26 protein-coding genes and 2 pseudogenes are annotated in these 23,688 nt (G+C 59.2%); 13 read left to right on the top strand and 15 right to left on the bottom strand.

Annotated elements, in window-relative coordinates:
• Positions 1–139: 139 nt before the first annotated feature.
• The 6 genes from A9K68_RS19945 to A9K68_RS19920 form a co-directional block, all read right to left on the bottom strand.
• Positions 140–1,792: an ABC transporter ATP-binding protein gene (locus tag A9K68_RS19945; RefSeq protein ID WP_065008243.1), complete on the bottom strand. Its 1,653-nt coding sequence runs from the start codon at positions 1,790–1,792 to the stop codon at positions 140–142.
• Positions 1,782–2,666 carry an ABC transporter permease gene (locus A9K68_RS19940; RefSeq protein WP_029353914.1) on the bottom strand — a complete coding sequence of 295 codons (885 nt, stop codon included), beginning with the start codon at positions 2,664–2,666 and terminating at the stop codon, positions 1,782–1,784. Before A9K68_RS19940 ends, A9K68_RS19945 begins: the two co-directional genes overlap by 11 nt.
• Positions 2,663–3,709, bottom strand: a complete 1,047-nt coding sequence (locus A9K68_RS19935; RefSeq protein WP_065008244.1) for an ABC transporter permease — start codon at positions 3,707–3,709, stop codon at positions 2,663–2,665. The genes A9K68_RS19940 and A9K68_RS19935 overlap by 4 nt, the downstream gene beginning before the upstream one ends.
• A 72-nt stretch (positions 3,710–3,781) precedes the next feature.
• Positions 3,782–5,389, bottom strand: coding sequence for an ABC transporter substrate-binding protein (locus A9K68_RS19930; RefSeq protein ID WP_065008245.1), 1,608 nt, complete (start codon positions 5,387–5,389; stop codon positions 3,782–3,784).
• 114 nt (positions 5,390–5,503) lie between these two features.
• Positions 5,504–5,857 carry a Rieske (2Fe-2S) protein gene (locus A9K68_RS19925; RefSeq protein ID WP_065008246.1) on the bottom strand — a complete coding sequence of 118 codons (354 nt, stop codon included), beginning with the start codon at positions 5,855–5,857 and terminating at the stop codon, positions 5,504–5,506.
• A gap of 12 nt (positions 5,858–5,869) precedes the next feature.
• Positions 5,870–6,952, bottom strand: coding sequence for an amidohydrolase family protein (locus A9K68_RS19920; RefSeq protein ID WP_065008247.1), 1,083 nt, complete (start codon positions 6,950–6,952; stop codon positions 5,870–5,872).
• A gap of 134 nt (positions 6,953–7,086) precedes the next feature.
• On the opposite strand from A9K68_RS19920, the gene A9K68_RS19915 reads away from it, so the two are divergent.
• The 3 genes from A9K68_RS19915 (at position 7,087) to A9K68_RS19905 (ending at position 9,527) form a co-directional block, all read left to right on the top strand.
• Positions 7,087–7,944, top strand: a complete 858-nt coding sequence (locus A9K68_RS19915; RefSeq protein WP_065008248.1) for a LysR family transcriptional regulator — start codon at positions 7,087–7,089, stop codon at positions 7,942–7,944.
• Positions 7,945–8,030: 86 nt separating this feature from the next.
• Entirely contained in the window at positions 8,031–9,116 is a 1,086-nt protein-coding gene (locus A9K68_RS19910; RefSeq protein ID WP_082982366.1) for a hybrid-cluster NAD(P)-dependent oxidoreductase, read from the top strand.
• 222 nt (positions 9,117–9,338) lie between these two features.
• On the top strand, positions 9,339–9,527 hold the full coding sequence (locus tag A9K68_RS19905) for a hypothetical protein (RefSeq protein WP_156768314.1): 189 nt from the start codon (positions 9,339–9,341) through the stop codon (positions 9,525–9,527).
• A gap of 465 nt (positions 9,528–9,992) precedes the next feature.
• Here the strand turns inward: A9K68_RS19905 and A9K68_RS19900 are convergent, their stop codons facing one another.
• Positions 9,993–10,352, bottom strand: coding sequence for a response regulator (locus A9K68_RS19900; protein WP_065008250.1), 360 nt, complete (start codon positions 10,350–10,352; stop codon positions 9,993–9,995).
• A gap of 6 nt (positions 10,353–10,358) precedes the next feature.
• On the bottom strand, positions 10,359–11,363 hold the full coding sequence (locus A9K68_RS19895; protein WP_065008251.1) for an HWE histidine kinase domain-containing protein: 1,005 nt from the start codon (positions 11,361–11,363) through the stop codon (positions 10,359–10,361).
• Between the two features lie 201 nt (positions 11,364–11,564).
• On the opposite strand from A9K68_RS19895, the gene A9K68_RS19890 reads away from it, so the two are divergent.
• On the top strand, positions 11,565–11,831 hold the full coding sequence (locus A9K68_RS19890; RefSeq protein ID WP_156768315.1) for a hypothetical protein: 267 nt from the start codon (positions 11,565–11,567) through the stop codon (positions 11,829–11,831).
• A gap of 497 nt (positions 11,832–12,328) precedes the next feature.
• Here the strand turns inward: A9K68_RS19890 and A9K68_RS19880 are convergent, their stop codons facing one another.
• Entirely contained in the window at positions 12,329–12,580 is a 252-nt protein-coding gene (locus A9K68_RS19880; RefSeq protein WP_065008252.1) for a hypothetical protein, read from the bottom strand.
• Positions 12,581–12,889: 309 nt separating this feature from the next.
• On the opposite strand from A9K68_RS19880, the gene A9K68_RS19875 reads away from it, so the two are divergent.
• Positions 12,890–13,171: a hypothetical protein gene (locus A9K68_RS19875; RefSeq protein WP_065008253.1), complete on the top strand. Its 282-nt coding sequence runs from the start codon at positions 12,890–12,892 to the stop codon at positions 13,169–13,171.
• Between the two features lie 111 nt (positions 13,172–13,282).
• Here the strand turns inward: A9K68_RS19875 and A9K68_RS19870 are convergent.
• A pseudogene (locus A9K68_RS19870) lies at positions 13,283–13,581 on the bottom strand (PRC-barrel domain containing protein).
• Positions 13,582–14,151: 570 nt separating this feature from the next.
• Between A9K68_RS19870 and A9K68_RS19865 the strand changes: the two are divergent.
• From A9K68_RS19865 to A9K68_RS32495, 4 genes are all read left to right on the top strand, one after another.
• Positions 14,152–14,634 carry a YidB family protein gene (locus tag A9K68_RS19865; RefSeq protein ID WP_065008254.1) on the top strand — a complete coding sequence of 161 codons (483 nt, stop codon included), beginning with the start codon at positions 14,152–14,154 and terminating at the stop codon, positions 14,632–14,634.
• A 231-nt stretch (positions 14,635–14,865) separates the two neighbouring features.
• Positions 14,866–16,029, top strand: coding sequence for a PHB depolymerase family esterase (locus A9K68_RS19860; protein WP_082982367.1), 1,164 nt, complete (start codon positions 14,866–14,868; stop codon positions 16,027–16,029).
• 109 nt (positions 16,030–16,138) lie between these two features.
• Positions 16,139–16,327, top strand: a complete 189-nt coding sequence (locus tag A9K68_RS31805; protein WP_246811199.1) for a hypothetical protein — start codon at positions 16,139–16,141, stop codon at positions 16,325–16,327.
• Entirely contained in the window at positions 16,309–16,692 is a 384-nt protein-coding gene (locus A9K68_RS32495; RefSeq protein ID WP_348640688.1) for a hypothetical protein, read from the top strand. The genes A9K68_RS31805 and A9K68_RS32495 overlap by 19 nt, the downstream gene beginning before the upstream one ends.
• Before the next feature lie 24 nt (positions 16,693–16,716).
• On the opposite strand, the gene A9K68_RS19845 is transcribed toward A9K68_RS32495, so the two are convergent.
• Together A9K68_RS19845 and A9K68_RS19840 are read right to left on the bottom strand one after the other, a co-directional pair.
• Positions 16,717–17,355, bottom strand: a complete 639-nt coding sequence (locus A9K68_RS19845) for a DUF6766 family protein (RefSeq protein ID WP_065008255.1) — start codon at positions 17,353–17,355, stop codon at positions 16,717–16,719.
• A gap of 24 nt (positions 17,356–17,379) precedes the next feature.
• Positions 17,380–17,925, bottom strand: coding sequence for an isochorismatase family cysteine hydrolase (locus tag A9K68_RS19840; RefSeq protein WP_065008256.1), 546 nt, complete (start codon positions 17,923–17,925; stop codon positions 17,380–17,382).
• 783 nt (positions 17,926–18,708) lie between these two features.
• Here A9K68_RS19840 and A9K68_RS19835 point away from each other — a divergent pair.
• Entirely contained in the window at positions 18,709–18,918 is a 210-nt protein-coding gene (locus tag A9K68_RS19835) for a hypothetical protein (RefSeq protein WP_065008258.1), read from the top strand.
• A 224-nt stretch (positions 18,919–19,142) separates the two neighbouring features.
• Here the strand turns inward: A9K68_RS19835 and A9K68_RS19830 are convergent.
• Positions 19,143–19,682: pseudogene (locus tag A9K68_RS19830) on the bottom strand (ferritin-like domain-containing protein); the annotation flags it as partial.
• A gap of 376 nt (positions 19,683–20,058) precedes the next feature.
• Between A9K68_RS19830 and A9K68_RS19825 the strand changes: the two are divergent.
• Complete coding sequence (locus tag A9K68_RS19825; protein WP_065008313.1) at positions 20,059–20,967, top strand: PhnA-like protein; 909 nt, start codon at positions 20,059–20,061, stop codon at positions 20,965–20,967.
• Between the two features lie 223 nt (positions 20,968–21,190).
• Here A9K68_RS19825 and A9K68_RS19820 read toward each other — a convergent pair whose 3' ends face one another.
• Positions 21,191–21,565, bottom strand: a complete 375-nt coding sequence (locus tag A9K68_RS19820; protein ID WP_065008259.1) for a PRC-barrel domain-containing protein — start codon at positions 21,563–21,565, stop codon at positions 21,191–21,193.
• 986 nt (positions 21,566–22,551) lie between these two features.
• On the opposite strand from A9K68_RS19820, the gene A9K68_RS19815 reads away from it, so the two are divergent.
• Both A9K68_RS19815 and A9K68_RS19810 read left to right on the top strand, forming a co-directional pair.
• Positions 22,552–22,722 carry a hypothetical protein gene (locus tag A9K68_RS19815; protein ID WP_156768317.1) on the top strand — a complete coding sequence of 57 codons (171 nt, stop codon included), beginning with the start codon at positions 22,552–22,554 and terminating at the stop codon, positions 22,720–22,722.
• Between the two features lie 39 nt (positions 22,723–22,761).
• Complete coding sequence (locus A9K68_RS19810) at positions 22,762–23,160, top strand: hypothetical protein (protein WP_065008260.1); 399 nt, start codon at positions 22,762–22,764, stop codon at positions 23,158–23,160.
• Positions 23,161–23,240: 80 nt separating this feature from the next.
• Here A9K68_RS19810 and A9K68_RS19805 read toward each other — a convergent pair whose 3' ends face one another.
• On the bottom strand, positions 23,241–23,453 hold the full coding sequence (locus tag A9K68_RS19805; protein WP_246811197.1) for a hypothetical protein: 213 nt from the start codon (positions 23,451–23,453) through the stop codon (positions 23,241–23,243).
• Between the last annotated feature and the right edge of the window lie 235 nt (positions 23,454–23,688).

The raw sequence follows: 23,688 nt of genomic DNA, 5'->3' as shown, positions 1-23,688 counted from the left end.
CTACTGCCTGAAAGCAGACATTGTTGCAACCATTCTGGACGTCGCGGTTGCGGCATAACGGTGATTCCCGCCACCCCTCAATATAGGACGTTCGCGCGAGAACTGGAGCCGGAGTCTCAAGCGGTCAATACGTTGGGATTTAGTTTGCCGCGCCGACCCGCTTGCGCTCCCGGGTTTCCAGCAGCTTCGTCAGCCAGTCTGGATCCACCTCCGGCACCGAGGAGAGAAGCAGTTCGGTATACGGAGCATGCGGCGGCGTCAGGATTTCGGTCTTGAGCCCCTGCTCGACGACTTTGCCTTGGTGCATGACGACAATTTCGTCGGCGATTGCCCGCACCGTCGCGATGTCGTGCGTGATGAAAATGTAGCTGACTCCGAATTCTTGTTGCAGCCGCATAAGGAGCTTCAGGATCTCTTCCTGTACGATCTGGTCGAGGGCCGAGGTCACCTCGTCGCAGATGATGAGCTCCGGATTAGCAGCTAGCGCCCGGGCAATACAGATGCGCTGCTTCTGACCGCCCGAAAGTTCGCCCGGCAGACGGTCGCGGAAGCTTTCGTCCATCTCGATCATGTGCATGAGTTCGCCAACGCGGCGGTCGCACGCCGCCCCTTTGAGGCCGAGATAGAACTCGAGCGGCCGGGAGATGATTTCCTCGACGGTCTGACGCGGATTGAGCGCGTTGTCAGGCATCTGGTAGATCATCTGAATGCGGCGCAGAATGTCTCTAGGCCTCTCCTTCAGTGTTTTTGGCAGACGATGTCCCGCAAACGAGATCGAGCCCGAGACCGGCGGCAGCAGGCCGGTTATGACGCGGGCGAGCGTCGATTTACCGGAACCAGATTCACCGACGACCGCTACCGTCCGTCCGAGCGGCACCTTGATCGATACATCCTGCAGAACCTTGACTGCCCCGGCGTAGGCGGCGGTGATGTTGTCGATCGTGAGCAGATGGTCCGCGGCCGGCACTTCTGGTTTGGCTAGCTTTCGCACCGCCCAGAGCGTCCTCGTATAGTCTTCAGTCGGCGCCGCAAGCATCTGGCGTGTTTCGGCCTCCTCCACAGTACGGCCATGGCGCAGAACCATGATCCTGTCCGCCATCTGCGCGACGACGGCCAGATCATGCGTGACGTAGATCGCGGCAGTGTTGAAATCTTCGACAATCTTGCGGATCGAGGCGAGGACCTCGACCTGTGTGGTTACGTCAAGCGCCGTCGTCGGCTCGTCGAAGATGATGAGGTCGGGCCGGCAGGCCATCGCCATCGCCGTCATCGCCCGCTGCAACTGCCCTCCGGAGACTTGGTGAGGATAGCGGAAGCCGATGGTGTCCGGATCCGGCAGGTGAAGACGCCGGTAAAGCTCGATGGCATCCCGATTCGCTGCCTCGCGACTGGCGATCCCGTGAGCCACGACTGTTTCGACCGTCTGATCGAGTAGCCGATGCGCCGGGTTGAAGGAAGCGGCCGCGCTTTGTGCGACATAGGCGATGCGCGAGCCTCGGAGCCGCCGCCGTGCGGTTTCGCTCATGGCGAGAAGGTCGATCCCGTCGAACAGGATCGACCCTTGCGTAATTCGGCAACCTGGCTTGGCATATCCCATCGCGGCAAGCCCAATAGTGGACTTTCCGGCGCCGGACTCGCCTATGAGGCCGAGGACCTCACCGCGCCTTAGCGAGAGATCCACACCGCGAACGATCGGGTGCCAGCGCTCGTCGGAAAACCCTTCGACGTGAAGGTCGCGAATGCTGAGGAGTTTCGTCCCCTTTTCGCGTAGGCCAGAAACCTTACTTTTCATCGCGCAACCCGCTTGTCGCGTGCAGGAACCAGTCGACAACGAAATTCACAGAGACCGTGAGAAGGGCGATCGCGCCTGCCGGCAAGAGCGGAGTGATGTCGCCATAGGTGATGAGGGTGGCGTTTTCCCGCACCATCGAACCCCAGTCGGCTGTCGGCGGCTGGATGCCGACGCCGAGAAAGGAGAGCGCGGCGATGGTGAGGAAAACGAAACAGAAGCGCAGGCCGAATTCCGCGATCAGCGGCGGCAGCACGTTGGGCAGGATCTCCTTGGTCAGAATCCATCTCGGCCCTTCGCCACGCAGTTGCGCGGCTTCGACGTATTCCATGACGGCAACATTCAGCCCGACCGCACGCGCCAGCCGGAATACGCGGGTCGAATCGAGCAAGGCAATGATGAGGATCAGGTTGGTGACCGAGGAACCGAAAATGGACAGCAACATCAGCGCGAAGATGAGGCTTGGGATCGACATCAGCACGTCTACCGCGCGCGACAGAATCTGGTCGAGCCACCCCCGGTACATCGCGGCCAGCAATCCGAGCGTGACGCCCACCGCGAAGGACAGAAGCGTAGTCGCGAAGGCGATGCCGATTGTATTGCGCGCGCCATAGATCAGCCGGGTGAGCACGTCCCGACCGAGTTGGTCAGTCCCGACGATGAACTCCTGGCTCCAAGGCGCGAAAGCCTCGGTGAAAACCTGCGTTTCTCCGTAGGGCGCTATCCAGGGCGCTAACAGCGCGACGAAGACATAGCCAAGGATGACCACGACGCCGAACCAGGCGCTGAATGGAGCCTTTTTGAGTGCGGTTTTTACCCGGGAGGCGCGCGTGCGCCTCTGTCTCGGAACCGCCACGACATGTTCGGTACTGGTCATCGCGGGTGCAAAAGCCTCGGATTGGTGGCGATGGAAATGATGTCGGCGGTCAGGTTAAGCAGGATGTAGGTTGCCGCGAAAATCAAGGCGCAGGCTTGCACGACCGGAACATCCCTGGACTTCACCGCATCGACCATCAATTGGCCGATGCCGGGATAGACGAACACCACCTCGACGACGACCACGCCTACGATGAGATAAGCGAGGTTGAACGCAATTACCGTGACGATAGGCGCCCAGGCATTGGGCAGGGCGTGTCTGAGAACGATTGCCATCGGCGACATTCCCTTGAGCCGCGCCATGTCGATATAGGGGCTTGCCAGCATGTTGATAATCGCAGCGCGCGTCATACGCATCATATGGGCAACAATCACCAGCGTGAGGGTGATGGACGGCAGCGCTGCGCGCCAGACGTGCTCCCAGAACGGCGTTCGGTCGCTGATGTTCGCCAGTGTCGGAAATTTGGGAACCAGGTTCAGGACCCAGTTGATCGAAGCCGCGAGCCACTCGGGCAGGGACTGTGCGAATTCGGTTCCAATGAACGTGTCGCGCGAGATGATGAGATAGGCCAGCATATAGGCGACGAAGAATTCTGGGAATGAAATCGTCGTCAGCGTCACCGTGTTCACCACACGGTCGAACCAGCTGTTGCGGTAGAGAGCGGCGAGAATGCCGAGTCCCAGCGCGAGTGGAACCGCTATAAGGGCAGTCATCACGGCGAGGAACATCGTGTTGTAGAGCCGGGGCGCAATGATCTCGGCGACCGTGCGCCGGTAGCCGGTGCGGCTTGCGAAGGAAGAGCCGAAATCCCCCTGCACGATCTGTCCGACCCAGGCGAAATAGCGCTCAACCGGCGGACGATCGATGCCGATCTCGCGCTGGAACGCAGCGACCGTCCCCGGCGTCGCCGATTGCCCGAGCATCGCCTTGGCGAAATCGCCCGGAAGCATGGCAATCGCCGAAAAGATGATGATGGAGACGATGAACAGCGTGATCAGGCCGAGACCCAGGCGCTGCAGAACCGTCCTAACGACCGGGTTCATGGGCGGTGCCTTCGAGCGTTTCCCCTGAAAGGAGCGAACCGCCCGCGCCACCGGCGGTTCGCCTGGCGAACGTCACGCGTTGGCTTCCCACCAGCGCTCGGCCATCTTCAGTCCGTCATTTTCCCAGTTCGGCGCCAATTCGCCATGCGCCAGTTTCTTGGACTTGGCACTGACAAAATTGTTGAAGACCAGGACGATGGCGCCGCCGTCGTCATGCGTCAACTGCTGCATTTCGGCATACATCGCGGAGCGCCTGGCCTCGTCGGTCTCCGCGCGTGCCTGAATCAGCAGTTCGTTGAAGCGGGGATTTTTCCAGAACGTCTCGTTCCAGCTGGAATCGGCCGAGTAGGCCTGCGTGAACATCCAGTCGGCCGTTGCACGACCGCTCCAATAGGAGGCGCACCACGGTTTCTTGAGCCAGATATTGTCCCAATAGGCGTCCTCGGCCTCGCGCACCACATTGACATCGATGCCGCATTGGGCCGCCGTCTCGCGGATGAGGGCGGCTGCGTCCACGGCGCCGGCGAAAGCGGCGTCGGCGACGGAAAGGTCGACCTTGAGATTTTCCATTCCCGCTTTTTTCAGATGGAAGCGCGCCTTTTCAGGATCAAATTTGTGCTGCGGCTCCGGATTGATGGCGAACTTGATAGCCGGTGCGATTGGGTTGTCATTCCCGACGGTTGCATGGCCAAGGAAGATCTTCTGCGCGATTTCCTCGCGGTCGATCGCCCATTTCAGGGCCATGCGCACATCGGGGTTGTCGAATGGGGCAACCGTCACGTTCATAGGCAGCGTGTAGTGGCCGTAGCCGGTGACCTCAAGGATATCGATATTTGGCTTGCGCTTCAGCATGCCGAGCGTTTTCAGGTCGGCGCGGCCGATATAATCAACCTCGCCGGTCGACAGCGCGGCCATACGCGCGGCGAGGTCCGTGATCGCGATAAACTCCACCTCGTCCAAATAGGGTTTGCCGGCCTTGAAGTAATTGGGATTACGCTTGAGCTTCGCCGAGACGCCTGGCTGGAAGTTCTCAAGCACGAAGGCGCCGGTCCGGACGCCCGATTCCCAGTCCGCTTTTCCGTTCTTGGCAGGCATGACGACAAGATGATAGTCGCTCATGATGTAGGGAAAGTCTGCATTCCCGCTATTTAGCGTGAAAACGATCGTTTCCGGGCCGTCTGCCTTGATGTTGGTCACCGATTCGAGCAGCGACTTCGCCGCCGATTTGGTGTCGGCTCCCATGTGATATTGCATAGAGGCGACCACGTCGTCCGCGGTGATGGTCTTGCCGTTGTGGAAGGTCGCACCTTTGCGCAGCTTGAAAACCCACGTCGTCGCCTCGTCCGAGGTCTCGAAGCTTTCGGCAAGATCCGGCTGGATGCTGCCTTTCGCGTCGACCTCGGTCAGGCTGTTGGACATGGCACCCGAAAAGGCGGTTTGCGTGAAGGTATCGGGATAGCCGGCCGGATCGATCGAATCCGTCGTCGCGCCATGCGCCATGCCGAGCTTGGCGAAGCCGCCCTGCTTGGGTGCGGCCCGCGCCACGCTCACGAAGAGCATATTGGCGGCGGCGACCGTCAGGCCTGCCGCCAGCCCTAGATGGATGAAATCACGGCGCGAAACCTTGCCGCGGCCGATCAGGTCTTGCGCCAAGCGCAGTTTATATTCAGATTCCGACACTGCTTCCTCCCATAGCGGATTTCCAGCATTCTTGTTGTTGGCATTTACCGAGCAGATCTGGCGGATTCAGCCGATTTGCCTCTCCTTTCGATTTTCCGCCGTTTGATGCAAATCTTACGCCGTTACATAGATTTCCCCAGCTTCCACCGTGACAGGGAATGTTCGGGCACGCACGCCCGGATCGACTAGGGCGGCACCGGTCTTTATGTCGAATTCCCAGCCGTGCCAGGCGCAGCGCACGATTTCGTTCTCTCGGTGGTAGATGAATTGCGCTTGGTCGACCGGTGCCGTGGTTCCGCATTGCGGTCCCTCGCAAAGCGGAGCGCCGCGGTGCGGACAAACGTTCAGCAAGGCATGGAATGAATCTCCGATACGGAAAATCCCGACTGAAAGGCTGCGGATCTTGGCGATGTAGGGGGTTCCGGTCTCGATTTCGTCGACGCGGCAAATGTATGTCTTCTCAGCCATCGTTTGCTCCCGTCACGCGGCATTCGCCGCTTGCGTGCGGGGAATGCGTTTATAGACCTCGAGCGCATTCATTCCCATGATCTTGCTTTTCCAGGCGGGCGGGATGTGCAGCGTGTTGGCATCGTCATAATCCCAATGCGGGTAGTCGGAGGCAAACATCAGTGTGTTCTCCCCGTCCATTGCTTCGAGAGTGGACCAGAGATGCTGTATGTTCGCGGGCTGCTCCAGCGGCTGCGTGGAAAAGCGGATGTTGCGCCGGCAATACTCTGAGGGCAGCATCTTCAGCCACGGCGTTTCCTTGCGCAGCGCTTTGTAGTCTGCGTCCAGGCGCCACAATACCGACGGAACCCAGGCCACGCCGCACTCGATGATCACGAAATACAAATCCGGCCATTTCTCGAAAACGCCATGCGCGATCATGCTCGCCACATGCGACAAGGCCGACATGTGAAGAATAGCGTGGGTCTCCCAGAAAAAGGTAGTCGGAGCCGGCGCAACCGCGTTCCAGTTGATGCCGCCATGGCCGCCCAGGTGGATCGCGAATGGCAGCCCGACTTCGGCGCAAGCCTCGAAAATGGGATGGTAGAACGGATCGCCGTAGGGTTTGACCGAGCCTTGGGAGGCCAGAACCTGGACCATACGGGGATGATTGCCGAGGCGGCGGATCTCGGCTGCTGCGAGCTTCGGATCCTGCGGCGCGATGATGATGGAACCCATAAAGCGACTGTCTTTGGGAAGCCACTCGGCGATTTGGTAGTCGTTATAGGCGCTGACCAGCGCACTGGCGTAATAGGGGTTTGCCAGCGTGGATGCCTCTATCGGCTCGTCGCCGGTGAGGATAGCGGCCCCGACATTATATTTGTCGAGGTGCTTTTCCTTCATGATGAGATAATTGTCGGCTTCGGTCTCTGGCCTGACATCCTTGCGGGAGAAGTCCTGCGGGTGGAACCACGGACGGTGCCCGTGCGGGAAGGCGCCTCTCGGACCAGTTTTCTCGCCTTCCATGAACATGTCTTTCCAGACGCCGGAAAGGTAGGGCTCGAGCACCGTCGCGCTCGACCAGTAATTGTGGCAATCGCAATCGACTATGAACACCCCTATCCAACTCCCTGGCGTAACAGGCCGGCTAACCTAGCCGGCTCCTTCAACCGCAGCTTCCGCCTTGGGAATTATTTGATCAAGCTTGTAATTTGGGCTAATACGATCGAATTTTTCGATTGGGAGGTGATATGCAGCTGGATCACATCGAGACCTTTCTCGACATCATGGAGTCGCGAAATTTCAACCGCACTGCGGATCGTTTGGGCGTAACGCAGTCAACAGTCAGCACCCGCATCAGGAACTTGGAGCAGGCCATCGGTTCGGAGCTCTTCCTGCGAGGACGAGGCGGCGCCGAACCGACCGCGGCGGGGCGGCGTTTCGAAGCCTATGCGCGCGCCGTGCTGTCGACATGGTCACAGGCCCGCCATGACGTGCGGGCATTTAACCGGTTCGAAGGCACCTTGCGCGTCGCTGCCCAGGTCGGGATGACGCGCTCGATATTGCCAGGTTGGGTGGAGACGTTGTTCCAAGTGCTGCCAAAATCGTCAATTCACGTGGAATCCGACTATTCGCCCCAGATGATTTCCGATTTGAGCTTGGGAAACCTGGATATTGCTGTGGTCTACGCGCCCCGATACCTGCCTGAAATCTCCTACGATCCTCTTATGGTCGAAGAATACGTTATGGTGTCTACGTCTGCCAGGATCCTGTCGGAGGTCAACCCGGATACGTATATCCGGCCAGGCTACACGGTCGCGCTTGAAAAAGCCCACGCCGTGGCGCTACCGGCATTGGCGATAGGCCGCCTTTCGATGGGCTCGGAAACGCTCGCCGAAGCGATGCTGCGGCGCATGGGTGGCACTTGCTATATGCGCAATGACGACGCTCGGCGATATACCGCCGAGCGGCCGTCTTTTGTGGTCGAGGGTGCGCCCGCGCTTCAGCAGCCCGTTCACACCGCTATTTTGGCGCGCCGCAAGCACGAGCCGATCATCCGCAGAGGGATTCGCGCGCTCCATCTGGCCGTTATGTCCATGGAAAGTTAGATCGAAATATCCGATTGTAAAGGGGACATCTGCCGCTTTTTTTAAAGCATCCCGGCTGCCATCCTAGCCAGGTCAAGCAGAGTCAAATGATGAACGCGCACGCTTCCTTTTCGACCACCGATTTCGCTCCGGCGATGCGTCAACGGCAATGGGCGGAGAGCGCAAGACAGTTCGTGCGCTGCCGACGCGTCATCGATGACACGTCCGATGTCAGGACATTCGTGTTTTCGGCCGCTTCTGGCCACATGTTCAGCTTCAGTGCAGGCCAGTATTTAGTCCTGCACCTGACGATCGACGGCACCCGAGTAACAAGATCGTACTCGGTGTCGTCTCCGCCGACTCGACCGCTCGACCTGCAGATCACGGTGAAGCGGGTGAAGGGCGGGCTTGTTTCCAACTGGCTTCACGACAATCTCCGGCCGGGCCACGACATTGAAATCGAAGGGCCCGTCGGGCGTTTCAACTTCGACGATCTGCCATCCGAAAAGCCGCTTTTCCTTTCGGGCGGCAGCGGCATCACTCCCGTTATGTCGATGCTGCGGGCGCTAACCGACCGGGCATCTGGTCATGACATCCGTTTCATTCACTGCGCTCGGACGGCGAACGACATCGCTTTCCGCTCCGAGTTGGAGACGCTCGCCGCGCGATTCTCCAATGTCGATGTAAGCTTCATCTGCACTCAGGAAGGTTCGGCGTGGCAGGGCCCTATGGGTCGGATCGACGGCCCCATGCTCTTGCGGCTGGCTCCCGACCTTCACCAGCGCACGTCTTACGTTTGCGGCCCCGAGCCGTTTATGCAGACGGTTCGGGCCTGTGTCGCGGAGATCGGCATCGCACCCTCGCAGTACCACGAGGAAAGTTTCGGCGGCGCCGTGGGCAATTCCATGCCTCCTCAATCGGCTGCCGCTGGCCCAACTTGTGTCCGTTTCGCCCGGTCTGGCGTGGAGCACCTGTGTGCGCCTGGAGAGACTCTGCTCGATGCGGCGCGCAATAGCGGCCTCTACATCCCTACCGCATGCCAGCAGGGCATTTGCGGAACCTGTCGGACGGTCAAGCTCTCAGGTGACGTCGTGATCGATGACCTTGGAGGACTCAGCCTTCAAGAGAAGGCGGCTGGTTATGTGCTGGCTTGCTGCAGCCGGCCGCTAGGCACCGTTTGCCTCGATCTCTGACCTCATTGCGAATTGATGGCCAAGCCCGGCGGTTTTGGCGACGAAGAGTAACTGGTTTTTGCCAATGTCGCGTTGATGGCGGAGGTATGGTCCGTCTGATTGGAGGCCTACTTTCGCACGATCCATTCCAGCAAGTCTGACTCGATGTGATCGCTATCGGTAAAGTCGCTGACCAAACGCGCGGCAATCGACCGCCATTTGTCTTCGGGAATTCTCTCCTCGATGACCGATGTTCTGAAAGCATTTCGCAGGATATCGCAATCGAAGGCCGATATCGCACAAGCTGAGTGGTTTCGTGCCATTTCAGTCTCCCGCTTAGATGGGGCGGTAGCACCTGAGTTGGCTATCAAGCGCCCGCTTGCCGGAAAAGGTGCGGGCGACGTGGAAATGTACGCCTTTAATGAACATTAGCGAGTTATTTATTGACGGAACCATCGCCGGACGTTTGCGTTGCGCCCGCTGGTGGGATTTTGCAAGTACTGACGAGCAGGACAGAACACCCAGCGCACATGACAATTCTGTTCTCCGGCGCTTGGTCAGGGAGCCCTTATAACCGAAGAGCAGGCTCGCCAGCTTATCGCTCTTCTGGGGACGACTGGCCTTCGCTTATGCGAGAGGCCTGCTTTCTGATCAGGAAAGGCTAGTCGCAAGGTGCCGGTTGGCATCGGCGAGCCGTTTTGACGCTCATCGGTTCAGCCTTTCCATCATCTCAATGATCGCCTTGGCAAGGGGTTCGCCCCTCGTGGATCGGCTCTGGGCCATAGAGCAGCAAGACGGCTTCCTCGCTCGGCAACTCACCGGGCGGGCACTTCTCTTCGATCTAGTTCCGGGCATGAACTCTGCCGGCTACAGCCAGAAACGCTCCTTTAGAGATGCTCAGTACACCGTCAGTTGCGCCAACGCAGCCAGAAGACGACGCTCGCCAGTCGGTTTACCGGCATTGGGTGCTCCAGCCAGAACCTCGCCGCCGACTTGCTCGGGCTTGTCGTAGGCGCTTGCCACGGCGAAAGGCACATCTTGCGCTTTCAAGATCTCTGCTAGCGGCGTGACGAGTTCATTCCCGAGATTAACGTCGAGGAGCGCCACTGCGGGCAATTCGTCGTCTAACAGGCGGAGCGCATCTCGCACGGTGGCCACCGGGCCCATAACCCGCCAGCCGTGATGCTCAAGCAACAGCTTGAGGTCCATCGCGATCAGATACTCGTCCTCTACAATCAAAACGGTTTTTTTTTGCATGAGCTTTCAGCCCGGGAGAGAGGCACTCCCGAGCGGAATGACGATCTCAGTCTCTAAACCGCCTACTAGGTACTTCTGTTCCACCCGCCCTCCGAGGCTGTAGGTCGTAGCGGATTGGATGAGTTCGGTACCGTAGCCCGTCGTAGCGGGCGGGGTCACCGGCGGGCCGCCGCTTTCCACCCATCCGAGTCGGAGCCGGCAGTTCCCTTCCTCTATCCGCCAGCTGACCCGCACCTGACCACCAGATACCGACAGTGCTCCATGCTTGGCGGCATTCGTCGCTAGCTCGTGCAGGACAAGGCTGAGCGACTGGAGCGCGCGGGTATCAAGCTCAACGGCCACACCGGGTCCGATCACGATTGCGTCGGGATTAGCGGTATAGGGTGCGAGGATGCGCTCCAACAGCGCCACCAGATTTGGCTCGTCCTGCTCGACGAAGGCCATGTCCTGCGCTTCCACCAAGGCATTGAAACGCCCCAGGAAATCATCACGGTATTCCTCTGCCGAACGGCCCTCCGTGGTGGTGTGACGGGCTATCGATTGCGCAACAGCGAGCAGGTTCTTCATCCTATGCCTGAGTTCGCCGAACTGCATGTCCTTCGCTGCATCTCGGCGATAGCGATCGGTTGCGTCCACCATCGATAGCAACAGGGAACGACTGCCGTTGTCGGGATGGTGCAGGGTGCGAGCTGTCAGAAGCATCGTTCTCCGGCCAATACTGGGAAAATCGTGCTCGACCTCATAGTTGATCACGGCCGTGCTTTTTGGGATCACCGCCGAAAGCAAATGACGCAGTTCCGGAATGTCCCATTGGCCGTCGCCCAGCTCATAGATGTGCTGCCCGATCGTCTCGTCCCGCTCAACTTTGAACGTTTCAAAGAAGGAACGACTGGCATTCTGTACGGAAAGACCTTCATCCAGCACAAGCAGTGGATCGACAACGGTATCGACGATACCCTGCAACTGAACGTGGCCGGTGCGCAGAAGGCGGTAAAGGTCTTCCATATTCATGATGAGCAGCCCTGCATTGTAGGGTCTAGATTAAGGGGTTACCCGGCGTCCCGCAATCGAGTAGCGTGACCAGCTGGCCGGCACCTTCTGCCGCCTGAGCGCCCATTGCAGTTGACGGCGGCCTAGTCCGACTAGGGCACGGTATCGCCAGCGGGAAGGGCAGAAGCGGAAAGCCGCCTAATCTAGGGAACTTTGTTCCTCATGCCGAGTTGGCGATTTCTCATTGGAGAAAGAGCCATATCTAAGAAAAACCGTCTTGATAAAGACCCGGCCGAAGACAGCCGCTCGGTAGTGGATCGAGAGCTCAAACGCTCATCCGCCAAGCCGGGGCCGGAGGCGGACGCCAAGGGCCAGTCAGAGAAAAACCACAAAGGTGGAACCAGCAACGGCGTCTCTAGCGCCAATCCTCGCGTCATATCCGGGAATGATGATGGCGACGCCACCTTCCCGTATAAGCGTAAAAAGTAGAACGCCGCACTGTGCGACGCAGAGAAGGCGCCAGTGCGGTGCTCAGCATCGCACATCTGAGGCAGAGCGCTACATAGGGGCGGCGAGGATGCGGAGCGGCGCTCGCTCACGCCGTAGCTCATTACCTGACGTTCGTCCGACCGAGAGTGTCGTCCCGCCTCCTGCGGCCTGCTAGACCTGCCAGACCCAGTAGGCCGATAAGGCCCAACCAACCCCAGTCGAAGTCGTCGCGAGCATCATCGGCTGCGGCAGGCGGTGCAGGTGTTGGCGTTTCTTGCGAAAGGGCAGGTGCTGCGGTTGCAGTTAAGCTGGTAGCCAGCATAAGGGCTAATAGAGATTTGGTGAGCATCGCAGTCTCCCGTTGTTCGAGGTGTGATCTAACAGGCGGAAACGATCTTTGTTCCCGCAAGTGCTCAAACGGTGACCTGCGCAACCAAAATCAGGCGCGATCATCGGGCGCTGAGATCAGGGCGATCCGCACGGTTAATCCCGCCCGATCAGGACGCTTCCTGCACTTCCGCGACTTGTGGCGTCACGGGTGCAGAATTAATGACGTAGGTGTTCGACGTCAGGTCGCTAGTAGATCGGATGATGATGCCGTCGTCTCTTAATCGGGCAAACGTCGCCCTTGCGATACGCATTGGCTTGCCTTTGGCATCTGCGGCGGTAACTTTGTTCGACCAGGGAACGTGAGTGATGGTGTCAACGCGCTTGAGAAAGCGCTTTTCCTTCTCGGTCAACTCGATCACGCCCGTTCCTCCATATCATTGGCAGCGTTTGGTTGGCCCGGTAACGTCGATGATGCGACTCCGTTCCAAGGACGCACGCGCCTAACCGGGGTGGGGAGCGAGCGGGTCCGCCGGACTGGCTATCCGCCGAAGCACCCTCCGCCGAGGGCGAAGAAATTAACATTGCCGCCAGCCCGATCTGCAGCGTGTCGTGGTGTCGTCGACCCTTCAGTCACCAAGGGGCAAAGCGATGATGGTGACGAGATTGGCATCATCGTGGCCGGCAAGGGTATCGACGGTCGCGCTTGCGTCCTTGCTGACCGGACATGCATGCTATTTCCTGACGGCTGGGGGCGCCGAGCTGTCGATGCACATCATGGCCGCTGGTCGCAGACGCCGGACAAGGTGAAGGCCGACAGGATCGTGGCAGAGCGCAATTTCGGCGGCGCCATCGTCGAGCACGTCATCAAAACTATCGAGCCGACCGCTCCTTGCAAGGAAGTGACGGCCAGCCGCGGCAAGAAAGGCCGCGTCTCGCACGTCAGGTCCATACCAGAATTGGAAAATCAGATGTGCTTGATCGCACCGGAGGGCTATGTCAGCGAGGGGTAGCCTGATCGTGCCGATGCGCTGGTCTGGGCACTTACTGAATTGATGCTGGACGGCTCGACCTTTACGTTGGTGCATGTGTGAAAAGGCCCGGCAGTGCCGGGCCAAGACAGATCAGCTATCGTGATGCTCAGGTAGCTCCTCAATTGGTCGGTGGTCATCTGCGTGACGGCATGCACGGTGCCTTCTTCGTCCCGCATGAAATCGAGCTGACTCGCATACAGCGCCACGCGCTTCGAGCCAATGCCGAGGAACCCGCCAACATCGAACACGACCTGGGCCTGGTCTCCGGTTCCATGGACGTGATCTATCGAACTGATTTCCTCGTCATCGCGACCGTAGATGGTCGCGCCTTCAACAACGTCAGCGCGCAGTTCAGCATTCGTAAGCCGTACGTGATCGGTGTGGTCCATTGTGGGGTCTCCTCTCATTTGGTCTGAGGTAACCCCCGACACGGCCAACCGTTCCGAATGGGTGCGATGATGGCAGCACGGTCTGGGCAAATCTGTCAGCCTCCCGGATCGAGATCTTTCGACCTCTCGCTGCGGCTTCCGCTGTGTTGGTCGGATTACCGAGGTTCATTCCAGTGGTCTTGCCAGGGGCGAGGGCGGCCTTGGTCCGTTCCGAGCATCCGCGCCCTTTCCGGTTTAGATCTCGGTGAACTCTTGGAGGATGATTATTCCCCCGGCCTCGGCAAAGCGGGCGACTGCGGCACGCTGGGCCTCAATGCCCAAGCCCGAGCGTTCTTGCCGCCGTGTGGAAACCCGATAACAGGCGATTGCGGTCGGCATGTTGCTGTTCCCCAGTGGTGTGCAAACTGCAAACCACCTTTTGCAATTTGCTCAATCGACGACGAAGCCAAGTCCTTTCAAAGCGATAGCCGGAAACAGCAAATTGCAGCGTGCGTCCTGCACAATATTAGATCCTCGTTCGCGGAACTTTTGCGAGGCCGAGCCCTTCTCCATCTGAACAAGGAGGAACCAATGGCAAATCTGGGAAAATTAGCGATCGCGATGCTTGGGGTTCTAGCTTACCAGAACCGCGACAAGATCGGAGACATGATCCGTCGCGCACGAGAGCGCGATCCGAACAATCCGCAAGGTGGAATCGTCGATCAACTGTCCAAAGGTGTGTCGGGCACTGCTCTCGGCGACATCCTCGAACGATTTAGAAATGTGGGCTCGGGATCGAAGGTAGACTCTTGGGTGAGCACTGGGCCGAACCAGCCAATCGAGCCACGCGAGGTGGAGATGGCCATAGACGAGGATACGCTCACGTCTCTTTCTATGCAGACCGGTCTTTCGCGAGAGGAGCTCATTGCCAGGATCACGCGAGATCTGCCTGAAGCGGTCAATCAGTTGACCCCGAATGGTGAAATACCCCCAGTTGAGCCGACGCACGGCTCGGATGAAACGACCCTGCTCGACGAGGTGCCCCCGAATACGACCCAGACTAAAGGTAGCTGATCTCCAGCCGGCACGTGCCTGTGCCTGCATGCGCAGCGGCGCGTGCTGCCGCGACGCGCTCTACCTCACAGCCAGTCGAGGATGAAGACGTCTACTCCCGGCCGGCGCAGAGGTCGGCCGGACTCGATCTCCACCAGCTCCCTTGTTATTGTGCAGTGCAGCAACGATATTGCTGCGCGTGCGTTGCATAGATTGCCGTCTTCCGGGGCGGTCACAACAGGGACGGCTCCATTGCGAAAAATCTCCGATACCATCGCCCGCCTCGCCGCGCTGCGGGCGCGACATGCCACGCATACCGCCGACCTCGGCGCATCGGACCATCTCCAGACGCTCGCCGACTTCGGTACCAATCCCGGCGGGTTGGGAGCGAAGTTCTACATTGCCAATCACCTATCCAAGGGCGCCCCGCTCGTCGTCGTGCTGCATGGCTGCACACAGAACGCGGCCGGCTATAACCATCATTCCGGCTGGTCCCAACTCGCCGACGAGGCTGGCTTCGCGCTGCTCTTTCCCGAACAGCAACGCGGCAACAATCCGAACCTCTGTTTCAACTGGTTCCAGCCTGGCGACACCAAGCGTGGTTCGGGCGAGGCGCTTTCGATTCGCCAGATGATAGAAACGATGGTCGTCACCCACGGTCTCGACCGAAGGCGCATCTTCATCACCGGCCTCTCGGCCGGAGCTGCAATGGCGGCGGCCATGCTGGCGACCTATCCGGAAGTGTTTGGCGGCGGTGCGTTAATTGCCGGCCTGCCCTACGGCAGCGCAACGACAATCCCGGAGGCGTTCGATCGCATGCGCGGCCACGGCGGTTCATCGGAACAGGATCTGCAACGGGCGCTCCGCCGCGCATCGGATCATCGGGGACCGTGGCCGAGGATTTCGATTTGGCACGGTGCCGCTGACCACACGGTTTCGCCTTCCAACGCGGAAGCGATCGCAGGCCAATGGCGAGGCGTCCACCGGCTTGAAGAAGCACCGACGCGCGTGGAAGCTGCCGGACCGCACGCAAAGCAGGTCTGGCGTAACGGCGCGGGAGAGGCCTTGATCGAAATCAACATGATCGCTGGGATGGGCCACGGCACGCCGCTCGGCAACGGCCTCGGCGCTCCGGGACCTTATATGATTGATGTCGGCATCGCCTCAACACGCGAGATCGCGCAGTTCTGGGGGATCGCGGCAACGGAGGAAAGCGCCTCCCGGACATCAAGGCCGCAAGTGCCCGCCAGCGAACGGAAACTGCCCCAGTCACCGGCGCCAGCTATGGAAAATGCGAAGACGATGCCCCCACATTTGGCTGCCCTCCATCAGTTCCCGCCTCACACGGAATCGGGCCAGCCCGGCGTGAAGAAGCTCATCGAGGATGCCCTTCGGGCGGCGGGTTTGATGCGCTAGGTGGACGGCGCAAATCGACCGCCCGCTCAGTCTCGGGGACGAATACCCCGATGCCGTCCGCATAGGTCAATCGCCCGCCAAGCAAAGGAACGCGGTGTCTTTGCAATCGTTGACCGCTTTTCATCGAGCGGTCGCCAATCACCTCGTCCACATCCTGCTTCCCAGCGCGGACAACATCGGCCGGCCGTTTGGGCGGGAGGATTTCGACCGTGTGAAGGAAGACCTGGCCAGCTGTTTCGAAGGCGTTACGGCCTACCTGCAGGCGCCCGCGGAAGGTCAGTGGCAGGATGGCGAGTAGCCAGCAAAGATGATATCGTCATCTTCGAAGTGATGGTGGAGGAGATCGACTTACCCGGACTGGCGCAGACGGCGCGCCGAGCTCGAACGGCCGTTCCGGCAGGACACGGTGAGCATCCGCTACATGCCGTTGGCGCTCGTATAGAGCGCCGAAATCATGCCATCAACCTCAATCCGCAAACGGAGTACGATCCGCAGAGCAAGGTTCTCGGTGTGGTTCGTGACGAGCGGCAAACGTTACGACTACGAGGCTGTTCCGCCAGAGACCTATGCGGCCTTCCGAAACGCCTTCGTAACGTAAAAGGCCGCTTCTTTAACAACCACATTCGCAACCGTTTTCGGTACCGCCTGATTGCCGACGCATAGCGATCGTTGGGTGCACGCGGAGACTTATGCGCCGGTTTCGGAGTTTGACGCGCCAGCAGGCTTCGATTCCGGGGAGCCCTTGTGGCGCAGGAAAATCGACAGCACGACCAGGACCGCGGTCGACAGGAACTCCGACTGCCAGTTCTGAAACGACTCGAACCATAGCTGGGCGTCGAGAAGATAGCTTCCTATCGATTGAACCTTGCCGCCGTGCAGCAGCGCTTCCTCGTTCGCAGCAGTCAGGCTCGCCCACCAGTGCAAGCCAAAGGAGATGATGAACAGCAGGGCCAGCGCTATGCCAAGCGAGTAGGAATAGAGCCACCACAGGATCAGATTGCGCCTGCCAGTAGCGGTCGGAAGTTCGTCCTTGGGCCGGTCGGGATCATCGGGATCACGCGACTCGGCCGAGCCGCGCTGAAACAGCATCGCTGTTAGCATGACATAGGCCGACATCTGCAGGAATTCGCTTTCCCAGTTTTCGAAGAGCGCCGAGAGGAAGTTGCCGCTTTTCAAATAAGCCAAGAAGCCGATCGCTGCCAAGCCATGCTCACGAAGGTCTTGATTGTAGGCAGAACGGCCCGACCAGATCATGCCGACGATGCTGAACAGGAACATCGCCACCAAGACGATTGTAAGCCCGTTGTCCCGAAAAATGGTTCTCATGATCGTGTCTTCTCGAGTCTTCGACTAGCGCCAGTTCTCCAGAACCTCTTCGATCCTCACCGCCTCGACCTGCTCGCTGAAGCGCGAGCGATAAAGTTCCATCAGCGCATCGTGGGTCTGATCGGCTGAGCTGCAGATGGCGTCCGTGACGAGAACAGTTCGAAAGCCATGGTCAATGGCGCCGAGGACCGTGGCCAGGATGCAGACATCGGTCTCGCCACCGGTGATGACCAGCGTGTCGATTCCCGACCCCGTGAGCATCGCGTTGAGCCGACCTTCGGTCCACGGAGAGTAGACATGCTTATCGAGAACTTTCGCCGGCGGCACGAACCGCGCCAAAGATGGCATCAACTCGACGAGGCCAGCATCGATGTTGGCAAGGGTGACCTCGGCCCAACGCCGATAATACCGCGCCCACATGCCCGGTCCTTCGCCGGGTCGGGCGGCGGGAATGAAGCGGGTGAACAGTGTTCGCTCCGGATGTCTGTCCACCAGCTCCTCGATGGCCGGCAGCACCCTCTGCGCCCACGGCACGGCCCATGGCCCGCCCGGTGCGAACAAGCGCTGCATGTCAACGCAAAGATGTAGGGAGTTCTCACCAAGCGGACCGTGTACCAGGCCTAGGGCGGCCATGATCAGCCTCGGTCGCAACTGGTTGATGCATAGCCTCTACAGCGGCGTGGGCATGACCCGGGAAGTTCCGCCATAGCCTCGGATCTCTGGCAATCCGCCTCCAGCCGCTGCCGGTTCATTGTCTTGTCTGACGGGCCGCTTCCGCCTCCTGCACGTCGATGGCGTTGAGCCCTTCGCCGTTCTCCGTGCCGGGCTGAAGGTCGACCAGAAGATCTTCTAGCCTTCGACCAAGCCGGCCGACAACGATCCATATGGATCCTGCAACGCTGAAACGGGCCTGTTCCTGCGACCATTCGATGCTCTGTTCCGCTCGCGTTATTCGAGCGTGACCCAGCGGGCGCATCTTTGGCAGCGGGCTTTTGCGTTTTCAGCTTATGTTCTACGGTTGCATGGCTCAGTCGCAACAGCTGCGGCATCCTGGCCGCCGCTGAGGTTGGACCACGTCCACTGACCTCTCTGCTCGATCCCGTTGCGACTCGGCGGTGACAATCCTAACGCCGGACGTTGTCAACGATCCTATACGGCTTGCTGCACCAAGGCGCGTAAGGCGCGCTCCGCTGGTATGCAATGCCATTTTCGGAGTCTGTTTCTGTATGCATCACCACGCGTCTAAGACGAGTGGATCGCCGCTCTTGATCGCGCGCGCCATCCCGCGTGTTTTTCTTTGATTGAGTTTCCAATTTGGATTAGCTGCACAAGGGATGCAGGAGGGAGAGTTGCATGCCGATTCATCGAAAAGCTAAAGAAGCCGGCGTCTTCAGCTCGTCCGAAGTGGCCTTGCTCGGCCGCGTCTTCGAGAGGTTGACGATCGAGGGTCAATCCCCGCAGCGACGTGAAGCGATCGCGTCCCGCATCATCGCAAACTACCAAGCCGGAATCACGGACGAGGAAGAACTGTTTTCGGCGTCGAAACTCCCTTTAGGACGCTAAACTGGTATAAGGCTTCCGCCGCGACGCCACTCAAATCTCGCCCAGCCCGTGGTATTTAACGCAAGGAAAATCATACGCGACCGGGCATCCCGTCGTCGCGTCCTCTATTAGTCCCTCCGAGATCGCTGGCCAGCGATGTTCCATCGGCACAGATTATGACGGCATCGGCAAGGTCGTAGCGATCGTCGATGTCAGGCTTTGGCCACTCGGACAGCCCAGTCCATTCAGGTACTTTTTATCTTGCCGTTCATTCCATTGGGGTAAAAGCCACCCTTGCTCGCACCTTCCTGATCGGTGAGATACACGATGCGCAACACCTCTTGCGGTGTTCGGGTGAAGGCTATCGCATCCGGTGTCGAAGGAACGATGTTTGCCTTGCCGTCTATCTGGATGCCTTGGTCCTTGTCGTCCGATCCGTCGATCTTGTCACGCGCGTCGGAGACCGCGTTGGCGGCTTTCCAGGCCTGTTCGCCCTTTCGGTAGAGCGTCGATCGCGCCATTCCCATGTGGTAAGCCTCAACGGCCAGTATTCCAGCGGCGGCGGCGAGGAAATCCTTGTTCTTCAACACTGTCGCCGCGCCGGCATAGGCGGTAACACCAACATCCTCGAAGAGCATTCCGCCAAGGACGAAGTTCGTCTCATTACCGAAGGGATCGAAGTCCTCCCCTAGCGCTGCAGCCTTTGCGACGGCTGCGAAGCCAGCTTCGAAATCGATGGTCGGCCTAGGCACAGCCTGGTCTCCGAGGGTCTTGCGATAGAACCTCGCAGCGCTTGCACAAGCGCTCGCCAGGACGCGCGGGCTCTTCTCCGCTGGGGTAGACAGCGGCCAGCCGAAACGCTCATTCATCGGCTACGCGGCGCACGCGATGCGCCCCAGCTCAAGGGGCGGAAGCTTTGGGCTGGGAAAGTCCGAAACTTCAGGGTTTTGGCGAGTGGCTCCCAGCTAAAGCCCCACCCGCCGTTACCACCGCCCATTCGCTGCGTTCCGGCTGCCTCCGACCTTAATCGCAATCCGTAAGGAACATTGCCTATTCGCTGCCGTTAAGAGCGAGGACGGACTCTACTGGGCCCGGAACGGTGTAGGCAACACTGCAGCGCTCGTTCTTTAGGAACTCGCTGCGAATTCAGGGATGAGAATGATGAGCGACGCAATTTCCAACTCCGGCCAGGAAGAAAATTTGGCTTACTCGACCGCCAGTGACGACGCTCACACGATCTTGCTGAACAAAGTCAGTTGGGGCGCCATTTTCGCGGGAGTGGTCGTCGCGCTCGTAACGCAAGTCCTGCTGACCATGCTGGGTGCGGGTATCGGCATCGCCACACTCGATCCCGGGACCGGGGACAATCCGGAGGCATCGACCTTTTCGATTGTAGCCGGAATCTGGTACGTCCTGTCCGGCATTGTTGCTGCGTTCGTCGGCGGCTACATCGCTGCTCGGATGTCGGGCAAGACACTCCCGACCACGGGCGCGTTTCATGGCCTGACAACATGGGCACTCACAACCTTGCTGGTCTTATACTTTCTCACCAGCACCGTCGGCATGATTGTTGGAGGCGCTTTCAGTGGCATCGCAAGTGCCGTTGGCGGCTTGGGTGAGTCTGTAGCGCAGACCGCGGCACCGATTGTCGCCGAGGCCAATCCTCTCCAAGCGATTGAAGCCCAGGTGCGCGCGACCGGAACAAATCCGGAAGCGCTTAACAATGCGGCCATTAACGGAATGCGTGCGCTCGTCCTGGGCAGCGAGGCGGATGCGGCCGAGGCGCGTCAAAACGCGGCACAAGCACTGGCGACGGCGCGCGGCATTCCGCTCGAAGAAGCCACGCAACAGGTGACGCAGATGGAACAGCAATATCGCCAAGCCGTCGAGCAGGCGCAGCAAAAAGCGGCGGAAGCTGCAGATGCCGCTGCTTCGGTCGTATCGACCGGCGCGCTTGTGGCATTCGTTTCCCTTGTCCTTGGCGCGATTGCGGGCTGGTTTGGTGGCCGTTCTGGGGTGGTTCACCCAGTCTTTGCGGACCGCCTTATACCTACTCGCCGAGGTTTGTAAATTGACGAGAGCCTCACTCTCAACTGCCTGAAATCAATCCGCCGCACGGACCAGCTATGGCCGGATGGTGGTACGTCTACCCGTGTCGTTTGTTGGCAATGAAGCAATTTGGTCTCAACGAGTACCCGTACGGCCTCGGCCCATATAATCGTGCGCCGGCTCGATCCCATGGAGTCGAGCTGATCAGCCGGTCCGCTAGTCCATCGGCCTGCTACAGCGTGGCCTAGATCCAATACGGCCGGATTCCATAGTAGTCGTAAACGCGGCGGCCACTCTCGGCATCCCAGTCGAAATCCTGGTCGCGAGCATAGCGCGGAGCGCCTTCGACTTGCTCCTTCGTGATGTCGATACGGAAGCCTCCAAGGCTCTCGTCATAATCGAGCTTCCGCCACGGCAGCGGATAGTAGTCGTCGCCAATTCCAAGAAATCCACCGAAACTGAGAACGGCATAGGATACCCTGCCGCCTCTCTTCTCAAGGATCAGCCTTTCGACTTGTCCGATGTGATTTCCCTGGATGTCGTAGACGTTGGTGCCGACGACCATGTCGCTGGCGATAAGGTCGTGGGTCTCACGAATGTCGGGGTCTTTGTTTGTCATGGTTTGCTCCTTCCCGTCGGTCAGGGAGCAAAACGGGTCCGTGCCCGCGAGGTTCCAGGGAACTTGTGCAGATCAGCGAGCGCGCTTATCGCCCAGCGACTTTGTTTAGCCCTCTGATAGCGACGAACTTTTCCAGATAAGAACGATTCTCCTGCAGCGACACAGGGAAAACAATTATGGCTAATCTCGCATTGGCGATGCTGGTCATCTGGCATACCAAAACAGGGACAAACTTGGCGCGCTGCGTAATGAACGTCTTCGCTGAAGGACCGGCTGTGGAAGCGCGTTAGGGAACGCGCCGGGCCGCCGCCGAAGGGGATGAAGCGGCCGGCGACGCAATGGGTCAAACCGGGGCTGATCGGGCGTGTAAAGCACTTGCGTGGAGAGGAAGACCTGCGACATGCCTCTCTACAGGATTTCAGGGAAGAGGATTGAGCTTGTCCACCAAAGAATTGTTCGTCCGGTTTGAGGGCCGCAACTGAGCTTTAGTGGCAATACCCGCTGACGCCGGCGGGCGACCTTTCGAGCCTCGGGCTAAGCTATGATAGCGGGTGATTAGTAGGGCGAGTTGGCTGCAAGAAGAGGGGAAACGTTTGAGCCGCATTTTGGTAACGGTCATCGCAGGAATCTGCTTCACAATATCGACTGCTTCGGCCGGGCAGCTAGAGCAAAACATCAATTACTTGGCACGTATGGCAGATGGCAAATTGCATCGGGCTGCAAAAATTTCAGGTAACATCTATGGCACATTGAAAAGGTGCCCGGCGCTGAGACCAAGCGAATCTGGAAAAGCCGTGATGGCTGTCCCCCTCCTTTTGAACGAGGGCTAGATAAACACTTGGCGCCTCCCGCTAAATTCGAGCGGGCTGTCCGCGTGTTTAATGGCGCTTACCGTAAGGCTGTTCTGAGTAAGGTTAGTTGCCAGGCGGAGAAGGCCAAGGACCGAGATAGTTACCGGTAGATGCCCGCCTTGGGGCCAATCATATGTGCGCGAACGCCTGTACCAGCGCGTTCAAGCCGGCAAAGGCACACCACCAAAGGGTGCCGACAAGGTCGAGGCCGAATGCACCGAGCCGGGCCTTGTCGGCCGGGCCAAAACCCTCAAACGCGAGAACAAACTACGCCATGCAACCTTGCGCACCATCCGCGAGGAATAGCCCCATGTGGTATAATTGAGTGAACCAGAGAATCACCCGATGACAAACGGTCAGAACACCGTTGAGAGCGTGAAAAGCCACCTGACCAAGGCCGGGCGCGACATGAGACTTTTGCATTCCGAAGTGGCCAAGCTGACCGCGACGATCAAGGGCTTTACCGACAAGCATCCGTTGCCGCGCTATGAGCTGCCAGCCGGTCTCAAGTATCATGAACGCGCGCAGACGGACGAGCAGCCACGGTCAGAAATCCAGCAACTCAGCTATGAATTCATGACAGGGTCCGATCTCGACATTCCGACACGAACAATCCTGGCCATGGCGAAGCAGCTTGACCGGGCGTTGCGTGACGTGCGGGCTGCTCGGAACAAGGTCGAGGCGATAGCCGACGACTCCGATCTGCGCGAGGATTGGAAGGCGTGGCAGAAGGCAAAAGGATGAAGCGGCCGGCGCGTGGAGAGGAAGACTTGCGCCTCGCTCCAGGACTGCCGTGAGGAATGAGGACGGGCAGGCCCCCGCTGCTAGGCCTTCAGCCCACCGTCAGTGCTGGGCGGATCGATCGTCAGTAAGCGGTGTGCGGCCTCGACCAGACGCCGTTGCGCGCTGAGCCTGCTGCACAGCGCGATGTTCTCGGCCAGCATTTCTTCTGAGCGTGCAAGCGCGAGTTCGGTCCGGTTGATGCGTTCTCTGGCATTGGCCATCGCGCTTTCGTGGGGTTCCATGGTGTTCGTCATAAATTACTAACTCAGGGCGGACCGGATCGTTCCCTCGAAGGCAGCACTGGACTCGCCATCGGTGAGCAACAGGGACCATCCTCCACATATTTTGGTTACCCCGGAGGAGGGACTGCGATTGTCGAAGGGATAGATGCCATCGTGGGGCCACGCCGAGACGAAGGAAATCAACACTGGGGGACGATACAAGCTCCGGTTGACTATACAGTTTGCACGGCCTTTGTTCGCGACCCGT

The organism is Mesorhizobium sp. AA22 (genome assembly GCF_001672375.2).
Classification (GTDB): domain Bacteria; phylum Pseudomonadota; class Alphaproteobacteria; order Rhizobiales; family Rhizobiaceae; genus Mesorhizobium; species Mesorhizobium wenxiniae.
This window is presented reverse-complemented; position numbering and strand designations above follow the sequence as displayed.